This window comes from Aulosira sp. FACHB-615, from assembly GCF_014698045.1.
GTDB lineage: Bacteria > Cyanobacteriota > Cyanobacteriia > Cyanobacteriales > Nostocaceae > Nostoc_B.
In genome coordinates this window covers 106,561-121,934 of sequence record NZ_JACJSE010000004.1, presented here as the reverse complement: position 1 = coordinate 121,934, position 15,374 = coordinate 106,561, and the positions used below count along the sequence as shown (strand labels likewise).

Sequence of the window (15,374 nt, the reverse complement as noted above, 5' to 3'; positions counted from 1 at the left end):
TGATAACTGTTCACTGTTTGCTGTTAACTGATTTCAGCACTAATCAATTTGAATCGAAGTTGGTGCTGAACCTGCGGGAGAAGCACCGATTAATGGCTTACGAAATTGAGCATACAGGCGATCGCGCCATTCAAAGAATAATTGATAATCGGGGTTATTTGCTATGGTTGGCACGCCTTGACCTCTTAAACTAGCTGGTAAATCTAGATAAGCGCCTTCGGGAAACTTCAATAATATTGATAACCCAGCCACGGCTAAGTCAGCTAAAGTTGGTTCATCTCCTGTGAGATAAGGACTATCTGTCAATAATAAAGTTAGTGCTTCTAGGTCTTGTTTTAAATCAGCGATCGCCCCTTTCACTACATCTGGGCTATATCCTACACCCAAACCCAAGACAGTCAAAATATCGCTGGGTACGCCTTCAACTAAACTACGGAATATATCTGGTGTGGATGTGGGTAATAAGGATTTGCGAAAATTTTGATCCTGACTAATCGCAGCAAAAAGAGCTTTTCTACCTTTAATCCCGATTGATTCATCTGCCCATTCTTCAATTAATAAGGTTAAAGCTTTTTGCTTGGGATTTTGTGGTATGAGTGGGCGTTCTGGATATTTTGCGTCTACATACTTCGCTATTTCTGTAGAATCAACAATATATCGATTACCATCCTTTAATACTGGCACTTGCCTTTGACCAGTGAGGCGAAATAATTCTATCTGTCCAATACCGGGTGTGACTTCAATTTTCCGGTATTCTAAACCTTTGTAATCGAGAATTAACCGCACTTTTTCTGAGTATTGTGACAGTTCCCATTGGTATAATTCCAGCATATTATATCCCTGATTACTGAGTGAGAAAATAACTCTCTAATTTTATCTTCACTTCTCGAAAATTTGGCAAGTTAAAATAAAATCTATCCCGGAAATATGGCTATAAGTGGTAATTTTGGCTAATAGATTTTGAGGTAATTTTAAATTGTCTTGGTCAATATTTTTCGGAGTGAGCTATTTTGCTAAATTAGATAAGTTATTCTGTATCAGTTCCCCGACTGCTTATAGAAATGAAATATCTATAATTGTTCCTAAATGATTTGCAAATTTGCCACTTTTGCTATTAATATATTTATTTGCTCACAGTTTAATAGTACAAAAAATAAAATTTATCTTAAAAATCTTCCTTTTCAAGTTAGATTTTTTGGGTGGCAAAGTGATATAAGTCTTTATGTAAACTGTGTGAAATCAAAACAAACAAAATTTATGAAGGGGAATTACAGCAAGTTATTGACGAATATAGCAAGTATGGCAGGATTAGCAGGGATGAGTTTCCTTGTTACTTTACCATCACAAGCTAAAGAAGTGCTAAACCCCAGCCCCAGCATTTTTAGCGAAGCTCCTTACAATCGCAGTCAACGGATACAGGCAAATGCTAGTTATACACCAGTTCAGCCTGCGATCGCTACAGATAAAAACAACACTCGTCCCAAAACTGTAATTGCTCAAACACCTACAAACAGAGGGCTAAATCCCCGTCCTAGCATTTTTGATGAGCCTCCTTATAACCGTGGTAGTCGGACTGAAGCAGCCCCCGTCACACCACCAGCAGAAACACCTGCAACAGAAACACCAGCGCCATCTTCCACCAATGAAACCAGCGATTCTAATAAAACAGTTGTAGCATTAGCGGAATCGAGCAGTTCTTTTAAAACCCTGACCGCAGCTTTAAAAGCGGCTGGATTGATAGATACTCTGCAAGGTGCAGGGCCTTTCACCATTTTTGCTCCTACTGATGAAGCCTTTGCCAAATTGCCCAAGGAGGCTTTAAACGACTTGTTGAAGCCGGAAAATAAAGAAGTGCTGGTGAAAATCTTGACTTACCATGTTGTAGCGGGCAAGGTATTGTCTTCTGATTTAAAATCTGGTCAAGTTACCAGTCTGCAAGGAGATCCCATTGCAGTGAAAGTTGATGCCGATGGGGTAGTAGTCAATGATGGCAAAGTTACTCAGCCAGATATTCAAGGCAGCAACGGTGTAATTCATGTCATCGACACTGTGATTTTACCACCTAGCTTGTAGTTTCCAGGGCGTTAAGACTGGGTGTAAGGGTATAAGGGTGTGGGGTGTAGAAAGTACACTTTTCCACCTCACACCTTATACATTGTTTTCTGTCCATTCTGGCGCGATCGCGGGTTAAAAGCTTTGTGGTATCTAAGTTTGATTATTTACAATGTCCTAAACAACTTGGCTACTGCTATAACTTAGGTCAAAAATTAGAGAAAATCTAAGAAACAGTAGAGGCTGATTAACAGTAATAATAAAGCGGTGAAGCGAGAAACTTGGGCTTCTGGTGAGGGTGCGATCGCTTCTCGGACTAACATAGATATAGCTGCTCCAATGGCATAACTCAGGCATAGGAGCATATAAGGTAATTCTTGGGTAAACCCCCAAATACCGAGCAGTAATAACGTCAGCACTAGCATGACAAACTCGATAAATCGGGCTGGTTCGTATTGACTAGACAAAAATACACTGTTGAAGCAAAAGCGCCAAAATCTCATACTCAATCAAGCAAATAAATTTCAGGGCGCGGTGCTACACGCCCCTACTGTTTATTTTCGGGGAAAACTAGCGCACACCCGTTTTAATTTGTCCTGTGCCGTTTTTCTTTGCAGAATCTTCTTCTGGCAACTCTACGCCAAAAACGCGAGCAAAAACTTTTTCGACTTTGTAGCCAGAATCAATCGATTCTAGAGGATCTTTCCGCAACCTGTGACGCAGACACAAAGTAATCACCCGGCGGATATCATCAAGGGTGACTTCTGTACGTCCTTCAAAGGCGGTTAATGCTTTGGCTGCACGGTTGGTAACAATATCACCCCGCAAACCATCCACATCTAACTCTGAACAAACTTCCGAAATTTTCACCCGCAAATCATAGTCAATTTTGACTTCTGGTAACAGCGTTTGAGCATTGACTACTTTTTGTTGCAGTGCTTCTTGCTCAGTTTTGTGCTGTGCCAAAAATGCTGGCGGGTTTTGGTCAAATTCCGAGCGTTGTTCGACAATTTGCACCCGCAAGGCTGGTTCTTTCACCGTGTGAATTTCGGCGTGCATTCCAAAACGGTCGAGTAACTGGGGACGTAATTCGCCTTCTTCCGGGTTTCCCGAACCGACAAGCACAAACCGCGCTGGGTGACGGATGGAAATACCTTCCCGTTCTACGGTGTTCCAGCCACTAGCCGCCGAGTCGAGTAACACGTCTACGAGGTGGTCATCAAGCAAGTTGACCTCATCCACGTAGAGAATACCGCGATTCGCTTTTGCCAATAGTCCTGGTTCAAAAGCTTTCACACCCTCAGACAAAGCTTTCTCGATGTCGATAGTACCGCATACCCGGTCTTCTGTAGCGCCCAAAGGCAGGTCAATCATTTGTACCTTTCTATGGTCTACAGGAACTTCCCCACCCTGTGCTACTGTTTGGCGGACTTCATCGCTCATCAAGTCGGGGTCGCTGGGGTGACTATTGAAGGGGTCATTAGCAACTACAGGGATTTCTGGCAACAAATCCGCTAATGCCCGGATAGTAGTTGTCTTGCCGGTACCGCGATCGCCCATAATCATGACACCACCGATTTTGGGATCAATCACGTTCAACAGCAGCGCCAGTTTCATTTCTTCCTGGCCCACAATTGCCGTAAATGGAAATACCACGCGACGCGCACTTGCCGTGGATTGAGCAGTTGGAGTCACTAAATTACCTTAATAACTTTTTTTATTACAGTTCTTTATTGTGCCACAGTTGGGGGCGGGGGGAATAGCCTGGATTTCTCTCTTGTGAGAAATCCAGGGGTGTGGGAGGGGTGGGAAGTGTGGGAGGGGTGGGAGGTGTGGGAGGATGGTGAAGAAATCTTTCCCCTCTCTCCCCACACTCCCCACACTCCCCTCTCTCTCCACACCCGCTACCCATACGTGAGAAATTCGGGAATAGGGAATCGGGAGTGATAGACAATCCTTGTACGTAAGTCTTCTTAAGTAAATATCGGTATTTTTTCAACTACGTAATAATATTTAAATTATTCTCAAAGCGCGAAGTCAATGATTTTGTCAGTTGGGGTTTGTACTGATAGTTTTATTATCGGAAATTACTGTGATCACAACAAAATGTGACTTAAATCACAGTTTTTGTGTAACTAAAATCACAAGCATCTACGGTGTGATATCAATCAATCTGAACGCGAAATATTCCACACTAGATATATTAAGTTGCTGATGATGCCCTAATTACAATGATTCGCGCACTCGTGGAATCTGCTTTTCAAACTGGATATCTTAGTGTTGAATCGGAGGGTCTGCTCCATCAAGTCCTAGCGACTAAATGCTATCAGTCTGAAGACTTGTTAGTGTTGGCAGACCTATATGATGCGGTTCAAGCAGGTAAAATCAAGCGAGAAGGTTCTTCAGCGCGACTGATAGAATTTCTTACCCAGTACAAATCCAATTAAAACGAGGGGTTTGAGGAATAATGTAGGTAAGCAAAACCCTTACACCTCTCTACCCAGACACCCTAACACCCCATTTCATAGTATGGAATTTCCCCGGTAACAACCTAAAAATTTAAAACTCATTAAGATGTTGTTGTTGAAAACCATGAAGGCAAGCAAAATAATGAGTTAAGATCAAATACACAGGGGTAAAAGTACAGCAGATTCCCCAGACTTCCTAGTAATGCCCATGACTACAAGTAGGCAACTTAAACAACCGCAATCACCGCTTGTTTTGGAGTATTTATTATTACATAATGATAGGAAAGACTCACCAGCAGCTATTAAACTGGTTAGGACAAATCCCGGATTGTGTGACTTCTCTGAAGTAGACATTCTCTCTTACAACCCTGAAGGAGATTGTGTTTAACGGGTGCAGTAGCTACTGGTTTATGACCTAAAATTTACCTAGATGGTCATTAAAGGCACTACATTCTTAACCGTGACACTCACTTTTTCTAGGGATGTAAACTCTTGGGGTAACACCCAAATTTTTTCAGGTTTAACGTACGTTGTTTAAAAAGGCAGAAGCAGTACATGCTACACCGCAAGATTTATCAACTGTGTTGCGATGGGCGGGAGGTATGTGTTTTCTTGCGGGACCAGCAACGCTGGATCGAACGAGCCCGCATCATCGACATAGAGGGAGATTTGGTGACGCTACGCTATGAAACGGATGAGGAAGACGAAGTTTGTTCTTGGGAAGAAATGGTTCGCCTCGAAAGTATTGGCGCTGTCACTCAAAAGTTAGCTTCCGTACCAAGGGGTAATGTCGAACCTCTCTTAACTGAAGATTGTCCTGAAGCTGAACGCATCCGTAATCGTTTTACCGACTCCAACCCTGATTAACCAAAAGCACAGTCCTAAGTCCTGGGTGAAAGAGATTAATTTCTCTTGACTCAGGACTCGGTTGTTGATGGGCGTTCAAAAGCGGGACAGTAACCTTCCAGGGTGACTTTAAAGTTATATAAGGGTGAGACAGGGTTCCAACAACGCTGTCCCCTTTGATGTCGGCAGGTACCACAGCAATCAATATCTGATAAAGTATAGCGATCGCCACTTTGATTTAGTAATTCTCTTTGGGATAATCCACGTAAGACAATTTCTTCTCCTTGCCAACGCGCTTCAATTAAGCCTGTATCGGCAAACTCCCGCCAACGCGGGTCTTCGGTAATCGCTTCGGGTAAAGTAATGGTGATGACTGTGGCTAATTCTGTCAGTTCACCTTCGTAGTTCGTTTCAGGTGCGGCTGGTTGAACAAATGTTTCCCCAATTGGTAGTTCTACTAAGGTGTTAGCTGCTGGTGAGTGGACGTGATAGCGGTTTTGCAATTCCTCTAAGCTTGTGAGATCAGCTAAGTAAGCTGCTGAACCATGAACGAATAAGACATGCTGGGGGCGCAAGTTGTGAATTAACTGAGTTGTACCAGGGCCATCACTATGTTGAGCCAGCAAGTAACTTTCCGCAGTGGTAGAAGTTAAGTTTTGTTTGTTAATTTTTATATCAATTTTTTCTGGTACCAGAATCAGCCAAGGGCCTGTATTGGGTTGACAATATTCACTTAAATCAGTATTGGAGTCTGTAAGCACAATACAGGGTGACTTCCCCACAACAGCGCGTTGTTCTGGTTGCAAGCGCCGGACTCGCGGACGTACCCGTTCATCCCAAAATAAGGGTTGATGGCGGGCAAAGTTCTGCACAGAGGGAGGAAGATAAGGTAAGAGTTCTAAATAAGCATCGCAACCTTGAGCTACAGTACCATCTACCCAAATGTCTAAATCTCGCCCAGTGAAGTGATGATGACTCCGCAGTAGCATTAATAGTTCTTGTCCTAAACCTAATGCGGGTGTGGGGAGAAGTACAGTGTGAGAGTCTGCTATGGCGCGATTAATTCTTTCCGCTAGTTGGTTTTCTTGGTTGCGGCGGTGGGGATGACGTGATGTCCCGTAAGTACCTTCAATGATTAACACATTCACATCTAATCCCCGCAGTTCTTCTAAGCGCAAACCTTCAACTAAGCGGGAATTGGAGAGGAAAAAGTCACCTGTGTAAAGTACTTTATAAGCGCGATGTTCGGTGGTGTAGGTGAGTAAAATTGCTACAGCCCCCGGTAAGTGTCCGGCGGGAAATAACTCTACGACTAAACCTTCTTGCAATTCTACGGGCGATCGCAACGGCAGCGCATGACACAATTGGGGAGTATCTTTGAGGTTTTGTTCTGGCCAGTTTAATGGCAATAATTTTGTAGTGACTTCACTGGCATATATGGGTAAAAGCGGGAAAGCTTTATGTAATGCCAACACACCTCTAGCATGATCTGGGTGAGCATGACTGATCAATACAACATCTGCGGGTAAGGGTGAACTTCCTCGCCGTGGTGACTTGGTTAACCCCTTTTGCAGTGACGCAATATCCTCCATTCCACAATCTAGCAGAATGCGATGCGGCCCCATTTTGACCAGTAAACATACACCCTCATCATTATGCTGGACACTATAAGGAAAACAGTTTAATTCAACATTTGTTTCCTCAGTATCAAAGCGAGAGGATGCCGACAGATTATCCCTCATGCTTTCCCCCCTCCAACCTAATCACCTTTGACCCATCGCAAAAGCTTGAGTTTTGGAGATTTTGCTTTTGTGACACAGGGCTAAGTTTTGGACTGCGCCCATATACCCTGAAATTAAGGATTTTTGATTGGAGAGAACGCCTTTGACAAACCTAGATTGGTTTGCAAAAGTTAGGCATGATTTACATAGAAAAAGTTCTGAGTGCTGAGTAACAAGATTACTCATCAGTCTCCGGTTTCTTTTTCGTTTATGACTGCTAGTTAATGTGCAGAGCCATTGCCATGATAGTTCTCTGAATCATAAAATCCATTTTTCGTACCAAAAAATAGGCACGCAACACTAAACACTACTGTTAATCCAGCCAGGATTAGTTTGACATCCATTGTCTACTACCCTCTATAAAAGACTTTCCTATCTTAATAGAATGATTCTACAGACAAGCAGAATCACTAGAAAATCTTTACTATGCTGGGGTTGATGGTGCAGTAAGTAGATTTACTCTTATGAGACAAATTCTAAAACGTTTCGGTACACCTGTCCATCTATTAACCTGAGCAGATTTTATTACTGCAAAAGTACTTTTGTACTATTTTAACATATAACAACCACTGGTAATTATAAATACTTTTATCTCTCACTTTACTTATATAATTTTGATGTCTAATAGTTTATGTACTTTTGGTTAGTATATTAATATTTTATATACAAATATCTTATCTACTAAGCATCTAAATGTTTAGACATTTTGCTATTCAGATGTTTAAATGTTTGAATTGTGTAAAATCTTGGCAGGTAAATAAAATGATCATCACCGTAGCCGCATTTAAAGGAGGGGTAGGTAAATCAACAACAGCGTTGCATTTAGCTACATACTTGCAAAACAAAGCTGACACACTATTGGTAGATGGAGATTTAAACCGTAGTGCTTTAGATTGGTCTAACCGGGGTTGTTTACCGTTTAAAGTTGCAGATGAAGCGCAAGCAGTGAGTTTGGCTAAACTTTATGAACATATAGTAATAGATACCCCAGCCAAACCGGATGCAGATGAATTAAAAACCCTAGCGAAAGGTTGTGATTTATTAGTTATACCAACAACTCCCGATGCGATCGCACTAGCCGCAACCTTACAAATGGTAGAGTCATTGCAAAAACTCAAAACCAACTACCGAATTTTGCTCACCTTGATTCCACCATTACCGAATAAAGCAGGCGAAGAAGCGAGAACAACCTTATTAAGTGCTGGTTTACCTATATTTCAAGCAGGAATCCGGCGACTGGCTGTATTTCAACGTGCAGCTTTAGAAGGAGTTCCTGTAAATGCTGTGAAAGATCCTTACGCTCAAATTGCTTGGCGGTGTTACGCTGAAGCCGGAAAAGAAATATTGAAATAATTAAAATGAATAACAAGAAAAAGACTAGTCGGTTTGATGATTTAATTGATGCTGCCCGTAGTCGTCAACTCAGAGATAAATTGCCAAATGTTGACGATAAACCAACATCTCCTACTAAAAGTACAGACCCAGATTATACCCGTACAACTATTTATTTGCCTAAACAATTACACCGCCAACTCAAAGCCGCCGCAGTCTCTCAAGAACGGCAAATGAGTGATATTGTGACGGAATTAATTGAACAATGGCTGTTAACTCAATCTGGTTAAGTGGCGAAAAATCAAGGGTTTGTGTAAGGGTGTATGTATCCACAACCCTTACTTCCCATACTGTTCGGCTAATGCTGACAGCGCAGCCATTTCGCCGAACATAGAGTATAATATCTGGCTTGATGATGAGTTACTTGTAAGTATATATTCTTAATTGAGCGAGATTCTTTATGGGAATGATCTTATTATTGATTTTAATCGTTTGGGCTGTTGTAGTTTTTGTAGGATTGTCCTCGGTTTTAATCTCATTTATTAGTTGTCGTCATGTGCCAGGATACCGAAATATTGCTATTATTAGCGCAGTTTTTATCCCTGCAATTCTTCTGTATTTAACCTTCTTGGATATCTCACTCAATAAACCTACTCCCAGCCCAACTTATGATATTCAACTACTGGCGATTATTGTTTGGTCTAAAACTTTTTTAATTTGCTTTTTGGGCGGTTTTGTAACTGCGGCAATTTCTGTATTTAAATCTAATGCTATACGTCGTTTCTCAGCTATTAGTTGGGGTTTTATGATTTCATCTCTTGCGGCTTCTACATTTGTGTTTATCAAATTTTGATGTACATCCTGAGAATTTTAAACAGTGTACTGACTCTACAAACATCAACCAAGATGCTTGTAATGCGAAAAGTGTTTAGTTACTCGCAACCAAGCTGCTTCTAATTGTGATTCTAGGTTCACTAATCAATCTCCAACAACTAAATCACTATCTCAAAGCTTTTTCAATTCTGCGGTCAGGTATTAGCCAGATAATGGCAACCAGAACATATAATGCACAGCCGAACCAAGAGTTGACAAAGGATAGAAGAATTGCAACCGCATAAATCAACAAGGATAGTTTGCCTTTCCAATCTCTTCCAACGGCGGTTGCGAGTGTTGAATCTTTACCGTGATGAGAAATTAAGGCGCGGGTGAGAATAAAATAAGCGATCGCAGCCATGAAAAGAACTACACCATAAAGGGCAACTGGCAAGTTTGTAAAGTTTTCTCCCATCCAAGCTGTAGCAAAGGGTATTAAAGATAACCAGAACAACAAATGCAAGTTAGCCCATAATGTCCGACCGTTCACTTGTCTAACGGCCTGTAGTAAGTGATGGTGGTTGTTCCAATAGATACCGACGTTGACGAAACTTAAGAGGTAGCTAAGAAATATTGGAATTAGTGGACGGAGTGCGCCTATTTCAGCCCCATGAGGCACTTTTAACTCCAACACCATAATAGTGATGATGATTGCGATTACACCATCGCTAAATGCTTCTAATCGCCCTTTTCCCATCGGTTTATCAGGTGGTTTTGCTATGCTTCTGTAAATTACCTTGTTGGTAAGCTGACAGCAAGTATTTGACGAAAAAGTTTAGAGTTGCGGAAGTTGAATTTTTTGTGTCTCACGCAGAGACACGGAGGCGCAGAGAGGAATGACCGCAAATTTACTCAAATCGCCCAAATAACCGATACAATCGTTTAAATAGATTCTAAAATTATATTTAAGCGATCGCTATGGTAACTACATCTAATGTGCAGGTAACTGTTTCCCTGACAGAGTTGGGTTTGGATGATGAAGAATTGCAAGCCCAAGTACAAAATTTGCTTCCCCAGTTGCGCGAGGTGGATGGGGTAGAGGATGCAGATTTAGTTGCGGTGACGGATGTACCAGAAGGTTCTAAGGCTTTGGGTGGGTTTTTGTTGGGGTTTTTGAATGCAGAGGTTAACCCCAAAAACTTGAAAGCTTTGTTTGGGTTTCTGGGCGATCGCTTTGGCAACAAACCAATTAAAATTTTGGTGAAAGCGCCTGACGGTAGAGAAATCAACATCGAAGCCAGCAGCCGCGAAGAATTTGACTTTGCTTACCAAAAAGCCCAGGAATTTCTCAACAACTCGTCAAACAGCAACAATGGCTAAGGTAGCACTGCTAATTGGGATTAGTGAATATCAAGAACCAACATTAGCACCGCTACCCAAGGCTGTGGAAGATGTGGAGGCGATGCGGCGTGTGTTAGAGAACCCGGAAATGGGTGATTTTGATGATGTCACGGTGCTGAAAAATCCCAAGCGTCAGGAATTGGAAAGGGAAATTTATAACTTGTATGCTAATCGTCAAAAAGATGATTTAGTACTTTTGTATTTTTCTGGTCATGGGGTGACGGTTGAAAATGGTGATTTTTACTTCTCGACTTGCGAAACTCAAAAAAATCAAAATAAACTGCTGCCATTCACAGCCGTAGCTGCCACAAGTGTACACCGATGGATGAATGAGAGTAAATCTAAGCGCAGGGTTGTAATTTTAGATTGCTGCTTTAGTGGTGCTTTTGCCAAAGGTTTGACAGCTAAAGATATTGGTACGATTGACCTGCAACAGCAATTAGGTGGTGAAGGAACAGCAATTCTCACGGCTTCCACTTCTACACAATATGCTTTTGCATCTGATGATTTAGACTTGTCGATTTACACTCAATATTTAGTAGAAGGCATAGAAAAAGGTGCAGCCGATAAAGATGGCGATGGTTTAATTGCGGTGGATGAGTTGCATGACTACGCTAAAACCAAAGTCCAAGAAGCATCTCCCGCGATGACACCGGAATTTTATCCTTTTAAAGATGGTTTTCGGATTTTTCTGGCGAAGTCGCCCAAGGATGATCCTCAGCTGAAGTATCGTCAGGAAGTGGAACGCCGCATCAATCAGGGCAAGTTTACGATACCTGCTCGTCGGCTGTTAAACTCATTACGTCTCCAGTTGCGGCTTGATGCTGATGTGGCTGATGCAATTGAAGCGGAAGTTAAAAAACCATATCTGGAATATCAGCGTAAATTAGAAGAATATGAAGCAACGCTGGTTGAAACAGTTGAAATTGAACCAACCCTGAGTGAAAGAACGCTCAACGATTTAAGAGATTATCAGCAACATTTAGGTTTACGAGATGAGGATGTTGCACCGATAGAAGAAAAGATAATTGGACAAGCAAAACCGTCTGTGGTTGTGGAAGAATTACCTGACGCGGCGTATTCTTCAAACCTAACCCCCAACCCCTTCCCTACTAGGGAAGGGGAGCAATATTTTATAACCTTACCTCCTCCACCGGGCTGGAGGGAAGGGGAGCAAGATTCAAAACCTCTCCCCGCAATGGGGAGAGGTTTGGAGAGGGGTTCTACGTTACAAGAAGCTATTCAAACCAATCAGTTTGATTTTGAAACGGTGAAAGTAGACGCTAAAGGACAAATCATCAACCGCAGCCAGGGACGCGCCGAGTTTTTTGCTGAAAAGTTGGGTAATAGGGTAATTCTAGAGATGGTGTCCATTCCTGGTGGTACATTCCTCATGGGTTCGCCAGAAAGTGAGGAAGGACGAAGTGACGATGAAAGTCCACAGCATAATGTCACTGTTCAACCCTTTTTTATGGGTAAGTTTCCCGTCACTCAAGCTCAATGGCAAGCCATTGCGGGGTTTGATAAGGTAAATATTGATTTAAACCCCGACCCATCCCGTTTTAAGGGTGCTAACCGCCCTGTAGAATGTGTTTCTTGGGATGATGCGGTTGAGTTTTGCGCTCGACTGTCGAAAAAGACTGGTAAGATATATCGCTTACCCAGTGAGGCGGAATGGGAATATGCTTGTCGGGCGGGAACAACTACACCGTTTTATTTTGGCGAAACGATTACGACAGAGTTGGCGAATTACCAAGGAACAGACTGGGAGTATTCAGGAACAACCTATCCAGGTAATTATGGTCAGGGGCCGAAAGGTGAATATCGAGAACAAACAACAGAAGTTGGGAAATTTCCGGCTAACCCCTTTGGTTTATTCGATATGTGTGGTAATGTATGGGAATGGTGTCAGGATGAGTGGCACGAAAATTATAATAATGCGCCGACTGATGGCAGTGCTTGGTTAAGTGAGAATGATAATCAAAAGCGGCTGCTGCGCGGTGGTTCGTGGTTCTACGTTCCGAGGTATTGCCGTTCGGCGCTTCGCATCAGGTTTGAGCGTGTCAACGGGAACTACAGCGTGGGTTTTCGGGTTGTGGTTGTGCGGGGCAGGGCTTCTTAGCCCTTTACTCTCTTGCACTTTAGCCCTTTACACTTTTTTCTTTACCCTTCTCCCGCGCGAAGCGCGATCAAATTTTTTTTAGATTTTACGAATTACCAGATCCCCGACTTCTTGAAGAAGTCGGGGATCTAAGCCTCGACGCGATAATATACTAAATGTGCGATCAACCGCCCTTGTAATCATGTAGAAATTACTCATAAACACCATGAGTAAACAATATAAAATCTATGATGAAAACTCAAAATGAAATTATCAAACAAGGCTACGAAGCTTTAATAAATTCTTTGGGAGTTGCTGATACTATTCGGTTTATTCAATATTTTAGCCCCGGTAAAGGTGACTACACTAAAGAACGTCATCAATGGCTAGATAAAAAAACCTTGGCAGATGTCTTGGAGGATATAAAAAAATTATCTGAAGAAGATACCAATCAATATGATGAAATTATTGAGTAATATTTAACAATCAATGCTAGTGCGATCGCAATTTATTGTAGATTGGGTGAAACGAAACCAAAGCCAACAAATGATATCAGAAAAACCACATTTCTCAACTACAACAATTGAAATGCACACAGTTGGGTTACGGCGTAATCTCGATTCACTGTGTTGCTATCAATATCTTTGTGTGCCTCCAACGCCACTTGCTACAACGCGGGAAACCCGCGCAACGCAGTGGCTCCCCAACCTACATTTTTAAGCGTAATTTCTCTTCTAGTCGCGTCATTACCACTTGACTATCTAAAATATCTCCATTTTCGATAGAAGCAAGTCCAGCAGCTAGTTTTTGCTGAGTTTCTTCTTCCCATTTCTGATAACCCTTTTCCCATTCTTCCAGTAGTTTCAAGGCTTTAATAATCACATCTTCGGCGTTTTCATATCTACCTGTAGCAATTCGGTTTTGGATAAATTGCTCATATTCTGCTTTAAGTTGGATGTTCATAGTTTTTAGCAGTTAATTCAGGTGTTATAGCGGTTCTCGGTTGGATAAGGTACATTTCAACCCCACCCCCAACCCCTCCCCGCAAGCGGGGAGGGGTTGGGGGTGGGGTTCCGACTTTATCACAAGCAAGTAAGAACCGCTATATCTAGCCACATTCTACCCAAGCTACCATTTTAGAATGTGCGATCGCACATTATTTACCTCTTTTACCTAGCCACAACGAATAAAAGTCGGGGATCTAAGCCTTGACGCGATAATATACTAAATGTGCGATCGCTAATAATCTAGTTTTAGTCACTCACAATCAGGAAACCCAACAGCAAAAATTTTATCTGGCGGTAAAGCAAGAATGACACAGGTAACAGCAATCACGGAAGCAATTACCAGTTTGACAGAAGCAGAAACCCGCTTTGGTTTAGTTCGCGTTGAGTCAGAGGAATTTTTTCCAGAGTGGAAGAGTGAATTACCCCAAATTCCTGAAACAGAAAAAGCTTCCCTAGATGTACTGCGTCGCAGATATCTTTATCACCGTGGTGAAGGTGATTTGTTAGAAGGAACAGTCATGTTGCTAGTGGTATCCCCATTGCTGGCGCTGTCTGGATTTTATGACCCTCCTTTCAGAATTAAAGCAGAATCATCTGTAGATTTAATATTGAATGATGGGGAAGAAGTACTGCGTGGCAGGATTGATGTTTTGGTACTCCAAAATCAGTTGTGGGTAATGGTGGTAGAATCCAAAAAAACCACACTTTCGATTTGGTCGGCTGTACCCCAAGCTTTAGCTTATCTCATGGCTAATCCTCACATTGATAAACCTGTGTTTGGGATGGTAACAAATGGGGATGATGTTTTGTTTATCAAAGTCAAGCGAGAAGCAGGTACACCAAAATACGATTTATCACGGGTGTTTGCTTTGTTTACATCTGCAACTGAACTGTATAATATTTGGCAAATTCTCAAGGGTATTGGTCAGGTAATTTGATTAACCTAGCAAAATTTGAGCCGCCGTCAATTTTAAATCAGGAAATACTGGTGATGCGATCGCATTATCTCCTACATACACTTGCTCTTCATAAAAACCCTCTACCCATTCCAATACTGTGACTTTTTGAGTAATAGGATCAACAATCCAATACTCAGGAATACCCCGCGCTCCATATTCAGAACGCTTGTAGCGATAATCACGACTGCTTTGGTTAGGACTGACTACTTCAACTACCAATAATGGTGGTGGCATTTCTGGCATAATTGTAGAGCGTTTCGCCCCCTCCATTGCCGTTGCTAACTCTTCAGAAAACACCATTAAGTCAGGAACACGCACCCGCGAACCTGTGGTGACAATTTCCGTTTTCATTGATAGCCGATAAGCCGGAATACCGAGTTGCACAAAGCAGACAAGCAGAAACATGGCAATTCGGCGATTAATTTCACTCTCGGCTGTCATCAGCAGCAAGTTTCCATCTTCAAACTCATATATTGCATCTGTGCCATCGTCATAGTTAAAGAACTCCTCAATTGTCATCTTTGCAGATGCAGCTTTATCTAATGCGATCGCCATATTATTTTACTTATCATCAGCTAATCTATTATGGCAATTCCCGTCTCAGAGCGATCGCC

At 42.1% G+C, this 15,374-nt stretch carries 18 protein-coding genes; 11 read left to right on the top strand and 7 right to left on the bottom strand.

Going from position 1 to position 15,374, the window contains the following annotated elements; translation table 11 throughout:
• Positions 1-39: 39 nt before the first annotated feature.
• Positions 40-831 (bottom strand): glutathione S-transferase family protein, encoded by a 792-nt coding sequence (locus H6G77_RS07730; RefSeq protein WP_190590269.1) that lies wholly within the window; start codon positions 829-831, stop codon positions 40-42.
• Positions 832-1,257: 426 nt separating this feature from the next.
• Between H6G77_RS07730 and H6G77_RS07725 the strand changes: the two genes are divergently transcribed.
• Complete coding sequence (locus H6G77_RS07725) at positions 1,258-2,073, top strand: fasciclin domain-containing protein (protein WP_190871255.1); 816 nt, start codon at positions 1,258-1,260, stop codon at positions 2,071-2,073.
• 194 nt (positions 2,074-2,267) lie between these two features.
• Here H6G77_RS07725 and H6G77_RS07720 read toward each other — a convergent pair whose 3' ends face one another.
• Both H6G77_RS07720 and bchI read right to left on the bottom strand, forming a co-directional pair.
• Positions 2,268-2,519 carry a hypothetical protein gene (locus H6G77_RS07720; RefSeq protein ID WP_313933925.1) on the bottom strand — a complete coding sequence of 84 codons (252 nt, stop codon included), beginning with the start codon at positions 2,517-2,519 and terminating at the stop codon, positions 2,268-2,270.
• 103 nt (positions 2,520-2,622) lie between these two features.
• Entirely contained in the window at positions 2,623-3,747 is a 1,125-nt protein-coding gene (bchI, locus tag H6G77_RS07715; protein WP_190590266.1) for a magnesium chelatase ATPase subunit I, read from the bottom strand.
• Positions 3,748-4,283: 536 nt separating this feature from the next.
• Between bchI and H6G77_RS07710 the strand changes: the two genes are divergently transcribed.
• The 3 genes from H6G77_RS07710 to H6G77_RS07700 all read left to right on the top strand — a co-directional run bounded on the left by H6G77_RS07710 (position 4,284) and on the right by H6G77_RS07700 (position 5,387).
• Positions 4,284-4,499 (top strand): hypothetical protein, encoded by a 216-nt coding sequence (locus tag H6G77_RS07710; protein ID WP_190590265.1) that lies wholly within the window; start codon positions 4,284-4,286, stop codon positions 4,497-4,499.
• A 223-nt stretch (positions 4,500-4,722) separates the two neighbouring features.
• Entirely contained in the window at positions 4,723-4,908 is a 186-nt protein-coding gene (locus H6G77_RS07705) for a hypothetical protein (protein WP_190590264.1), read from the top strand.
• 167 nt (positions 4,909-5,075) lie between these two features.
• Positions 5,076-5,387 (top strand): DUF6679 family protein, encoded by a 312-nt coding sequence (locus H6G77_RS07700; RefSeq protein ID WP_190590263.1) that lies wholly within the window; start codon positions 5,076-5,078, stop codon positions 5,385-5,387.
• Between the two features lie 50 nt (positions 5,388-5,437).
• Here H6G77_RS07700 and H6G77_RS07695 read toward each other — a convergent pair whose 3' ends face one another.
• Entirely contained in the window at positions 5,438-7,108 is a 1,671-nt protein-coding gene (locus H6G77_RS07695) for an MBL fold metallo-hydrolase (protein ID WP_190590262.1), read from the bottom strand.
• An 801-nt stretch (positions 7,109-7,909) separates the two neighbouring features.
• Here H6G77_RS07695 and H6G77_RS07690 point away from each other — a divergent pair.
• The 3 genes from H6G77_RS07690 to H6G77_RS07680 all read left to right on the top strand — a co-directional run bounded on the left by H6G77_RS07690 (position 7,910) and on the right by H6G77_RS07680 (position 9,332).
• A complete protein-coding gene (locus H6G77_RS07690; protein WP_190590261.1) occupies positions 7,910-8,500 on the top strand; it encodes a ParA family protein in 591 nt (196 codons plus the stop codon).
• Between the two features lie 5 nt (positions 8,501-8,505).
• Entirely contained in the window at positions 8,506-8,769 is a 264-nt protein-coding gene (locus H6G77_RS07685; RefSeq protein ID WP_190590260.1) for a CopG family transcriptional regulator, read from the top strand.
• Between the two features lie 170 nt (positions 8,770-8,939).
• Entirely contained in the window at positions 8,940-9,332 is a 393-nt protein-coding gene (locus H6G77_RS07680; protein WP_190590259.1) for a hypothetical protein, read from the top strand.
• A gap of 147 nt (positions 9,333-9,479) precedes the next feature.
• Here H6G77_RS07680 and H6G77_RS07675 read toward each other — a convergent pair whose 3' ends face one another.
• Positions 9,480-10,049 (bottom strand): TMEM175 family protein, encoded by a 570-nt coding sequence (locus H6G77_RS07675; protein ID WP_190590258.1) that lies wholly within the window; start codon positions 10,047-10,049, stop codon positions 9,480-9,482.
• Between the two features lie 221 nt (positions 10,050-10,270).
• Between H6G77_RS07675 and H6G77_RS07670 the strand changes: the two genes are divergently transcribed.
• The 3 genes from H6G77_RS07670 to H6G77_RS07660 all read left to right on the top strand — a co-directional run bounded on the left by H6G77_RS07670 (position 10,271) and on the right by H6G77_RS07660 (position 13,270).
• Positions 10,271-10,672, top strand: a complete 402-nt coding sequence (locus H6G77_RS07670; RefSeq protein ID WP_190590257.1) for a sugar ABC transporter permease — start codon at positions 10,271-10,273, stop codon at positions 10,670-10,672.
• Positions 10,665-12,815 (top strand): caspase, EACC1-associated type, encoded by a 2,151-nt coding sequence (locus H6G77_RS07665; RefSeq protein WP_190871254.1) that lies wholly within the window; start codon positions 10,665-10,667, stop codon positions 12,813-12,815. Before H6G77_RS07670 ends, H6G77_RS07665 begins: the two co-directional genes overlap by 8 nt.
• 230 nt (positions 12,816-13,045) lie before the next feature.
• Positions 13,046-13,270 (top strand): hypothetical protein, encoded by a 225-nt coding sequence (locus tag H6G77_RS07660; protein WP_199331425.1) that lies wholly within the window; start codon positions 13,046-13,048, stop codon positions 13,268-13,270.
• 232 nt (positions 13,271-13,502) lie between these two features.
• Here the strand turns inward: H6G77_RS07660 and H6G77_RS07655 are convergent, their stop codons facing one another.
• Entirely contained in the window at positions 13,503-13,757 is a 255-nt protein-coding gene (locus H6G77_RS07655) for a type II toxin-antitoxin system ParD family antitoxin (protein WP_190871253.1), read from the bottom strand.
• Between the two features lie 349 nt (positions 13,758-14,106).
• Between H6G77_RS07655 and H6G77_RS07650 the strand changes: the two genes are divergently transcribed.
• On the top strand, positions 14,107-14,739 hold the full coding sequence (locus H6G77_RS07650) for a type I restriction endonuclease (RefSeq protein WP_190871252.1): 633 nt from the start codon (positions 14,107-14,109) through the stop codon (positions 14,737-14,739).
• On the opposite strand, the gene H6G77_RS07645 is transcribed toward H6G77_RS07650, so the two are convergent.
• Positions 14,740-15,315 carry a Uma2 family endonuclease gene (locus tag H6G77_RS07645; protein WP_190871251.1) on the bottom strand — a complete coding sequence of 192 codons (576 nt, stop codon included), beginning with the start codon at positions 15,313-15,315 and terminating at the stop codon, positions 14,740-14,742.
• Between the last annotated feature and the right edge of the window lie 59 nt (positions 15,316-15,374).

Excerpts from the sequence above, each read along its gene's own strand:
- H6G77_RS07705 (WP_190590264.1), top strand. The coding sequence starts at position 4,723 with ATGCCCATGACTACAAGTAGGCAACTTAAACAACCGCAATCACCGCTT.
- H6G77_RS07660 (WP_199331425.1), top strand. The coding sequence starts at position 13,046 with ATGAAAACTCAAAATGAAATTATCAAACAAGGCTACGAAGCTTTAATA.
- H6G77_RS07655 (WP_190871253.1), bottom strand. The coding sequence starts at position 13,757 with ATGAACATCCAACTTAAAGCAGAATATGAGCAATTTATCCAAAACCGA.
- H6G77_RS07645 (WP_190871251.1), bottom strand. The coding sequence starts at position 15,315 with ATGGCGATCGCATTAGATAAAGCTGCATCTGCAAAGATGACAATTGAG.
- H6G77_RS07680 (WP_190590259.1), top strand. The coding sequence starts at position 8,940 with ATGGGAATGATCTTATTATTGATTTTAATCGTTTGGGCTGTTGTAGTT.
- H6G77_RS07670 (WP_190590257.1), top strand. The coding sequence starts at position 10,271 with ATGGTAACTACATCTAATGTGCAGGTAACTGTTTCCCTGACAGAGTTG.
- H6G77_RS07650 (WP_190871252.1), top strand. The coding sequence starts at position 14,107 with ATGACACAGGTAACAGCAATCACGGAAGCAATTACCAGTTTGACAGAA.
- H6G77_RS07700 (WP_190590263.1), top strand. The coding sequence starts at position 5,076 with ATGCTACACCGCAAGATTTATCAACTGTGTTGCGATGGGCGGGAGGTA.
- H6G77_RS07725 (WP_190871255.1), top strand. The coding sequence starts at position 1,258 with ATGAAGGGGAATTACAGCAAGTTATTGACGAATATAGCAAGTATGGCA.
- H6G77_RS07695 (WP_190590262.1), bottom strand. The coding sequence starts at position 7,108 with ATGAGGGATAATCTGTCGGCATCCTCTCGCTTTGATACTGAGGAAACA.
- H6G77_RS07730 (WP_190590269.1), bottom strand. The coding sequence starts at position 831 with ATGCTGGAATTATACCAATGGGAACTGTCACAATACTCAGAAAAAGTG.
- H6G77_RS07665 (WP_190871254.1), top strand. The coding sequence starts at position 10,665 with ATGGCTAAGGTAGCACTGCTAATTGGGATTAGTGAATATCAAGAACCA.
- H6G77_RS07675 (WP_190590258.1), bottom strand. The coding sequence starts at position 10,049 with ATGGGAAAAGGGCGATTAGAAGCATTTAGCGATGGTGTAATCGCAATC.
- H6G77_RS07690 (WP_190590261.1), top strand. The coding sequence starts at position 7,910 with ATGATCATCACCGTAGCCGCATTTAAAGGAGGGGTAGGTAAATCAACA.
- H6G77_RS07710 (WP_190590265.1), top strand. The coding sequence starts at position 4,284 with ATGATTCGCGCACTCGTGGAATCTGCTTTTCAAACTGGATATCTTAGT.
- H6G77_RS07685 (WP_190590260.1), top strand. The coding sequence starts at position 8,506 with ATGAATAACAAGAAAAAGACTAGTCGGTTTGATGATTTAATTGATGCT.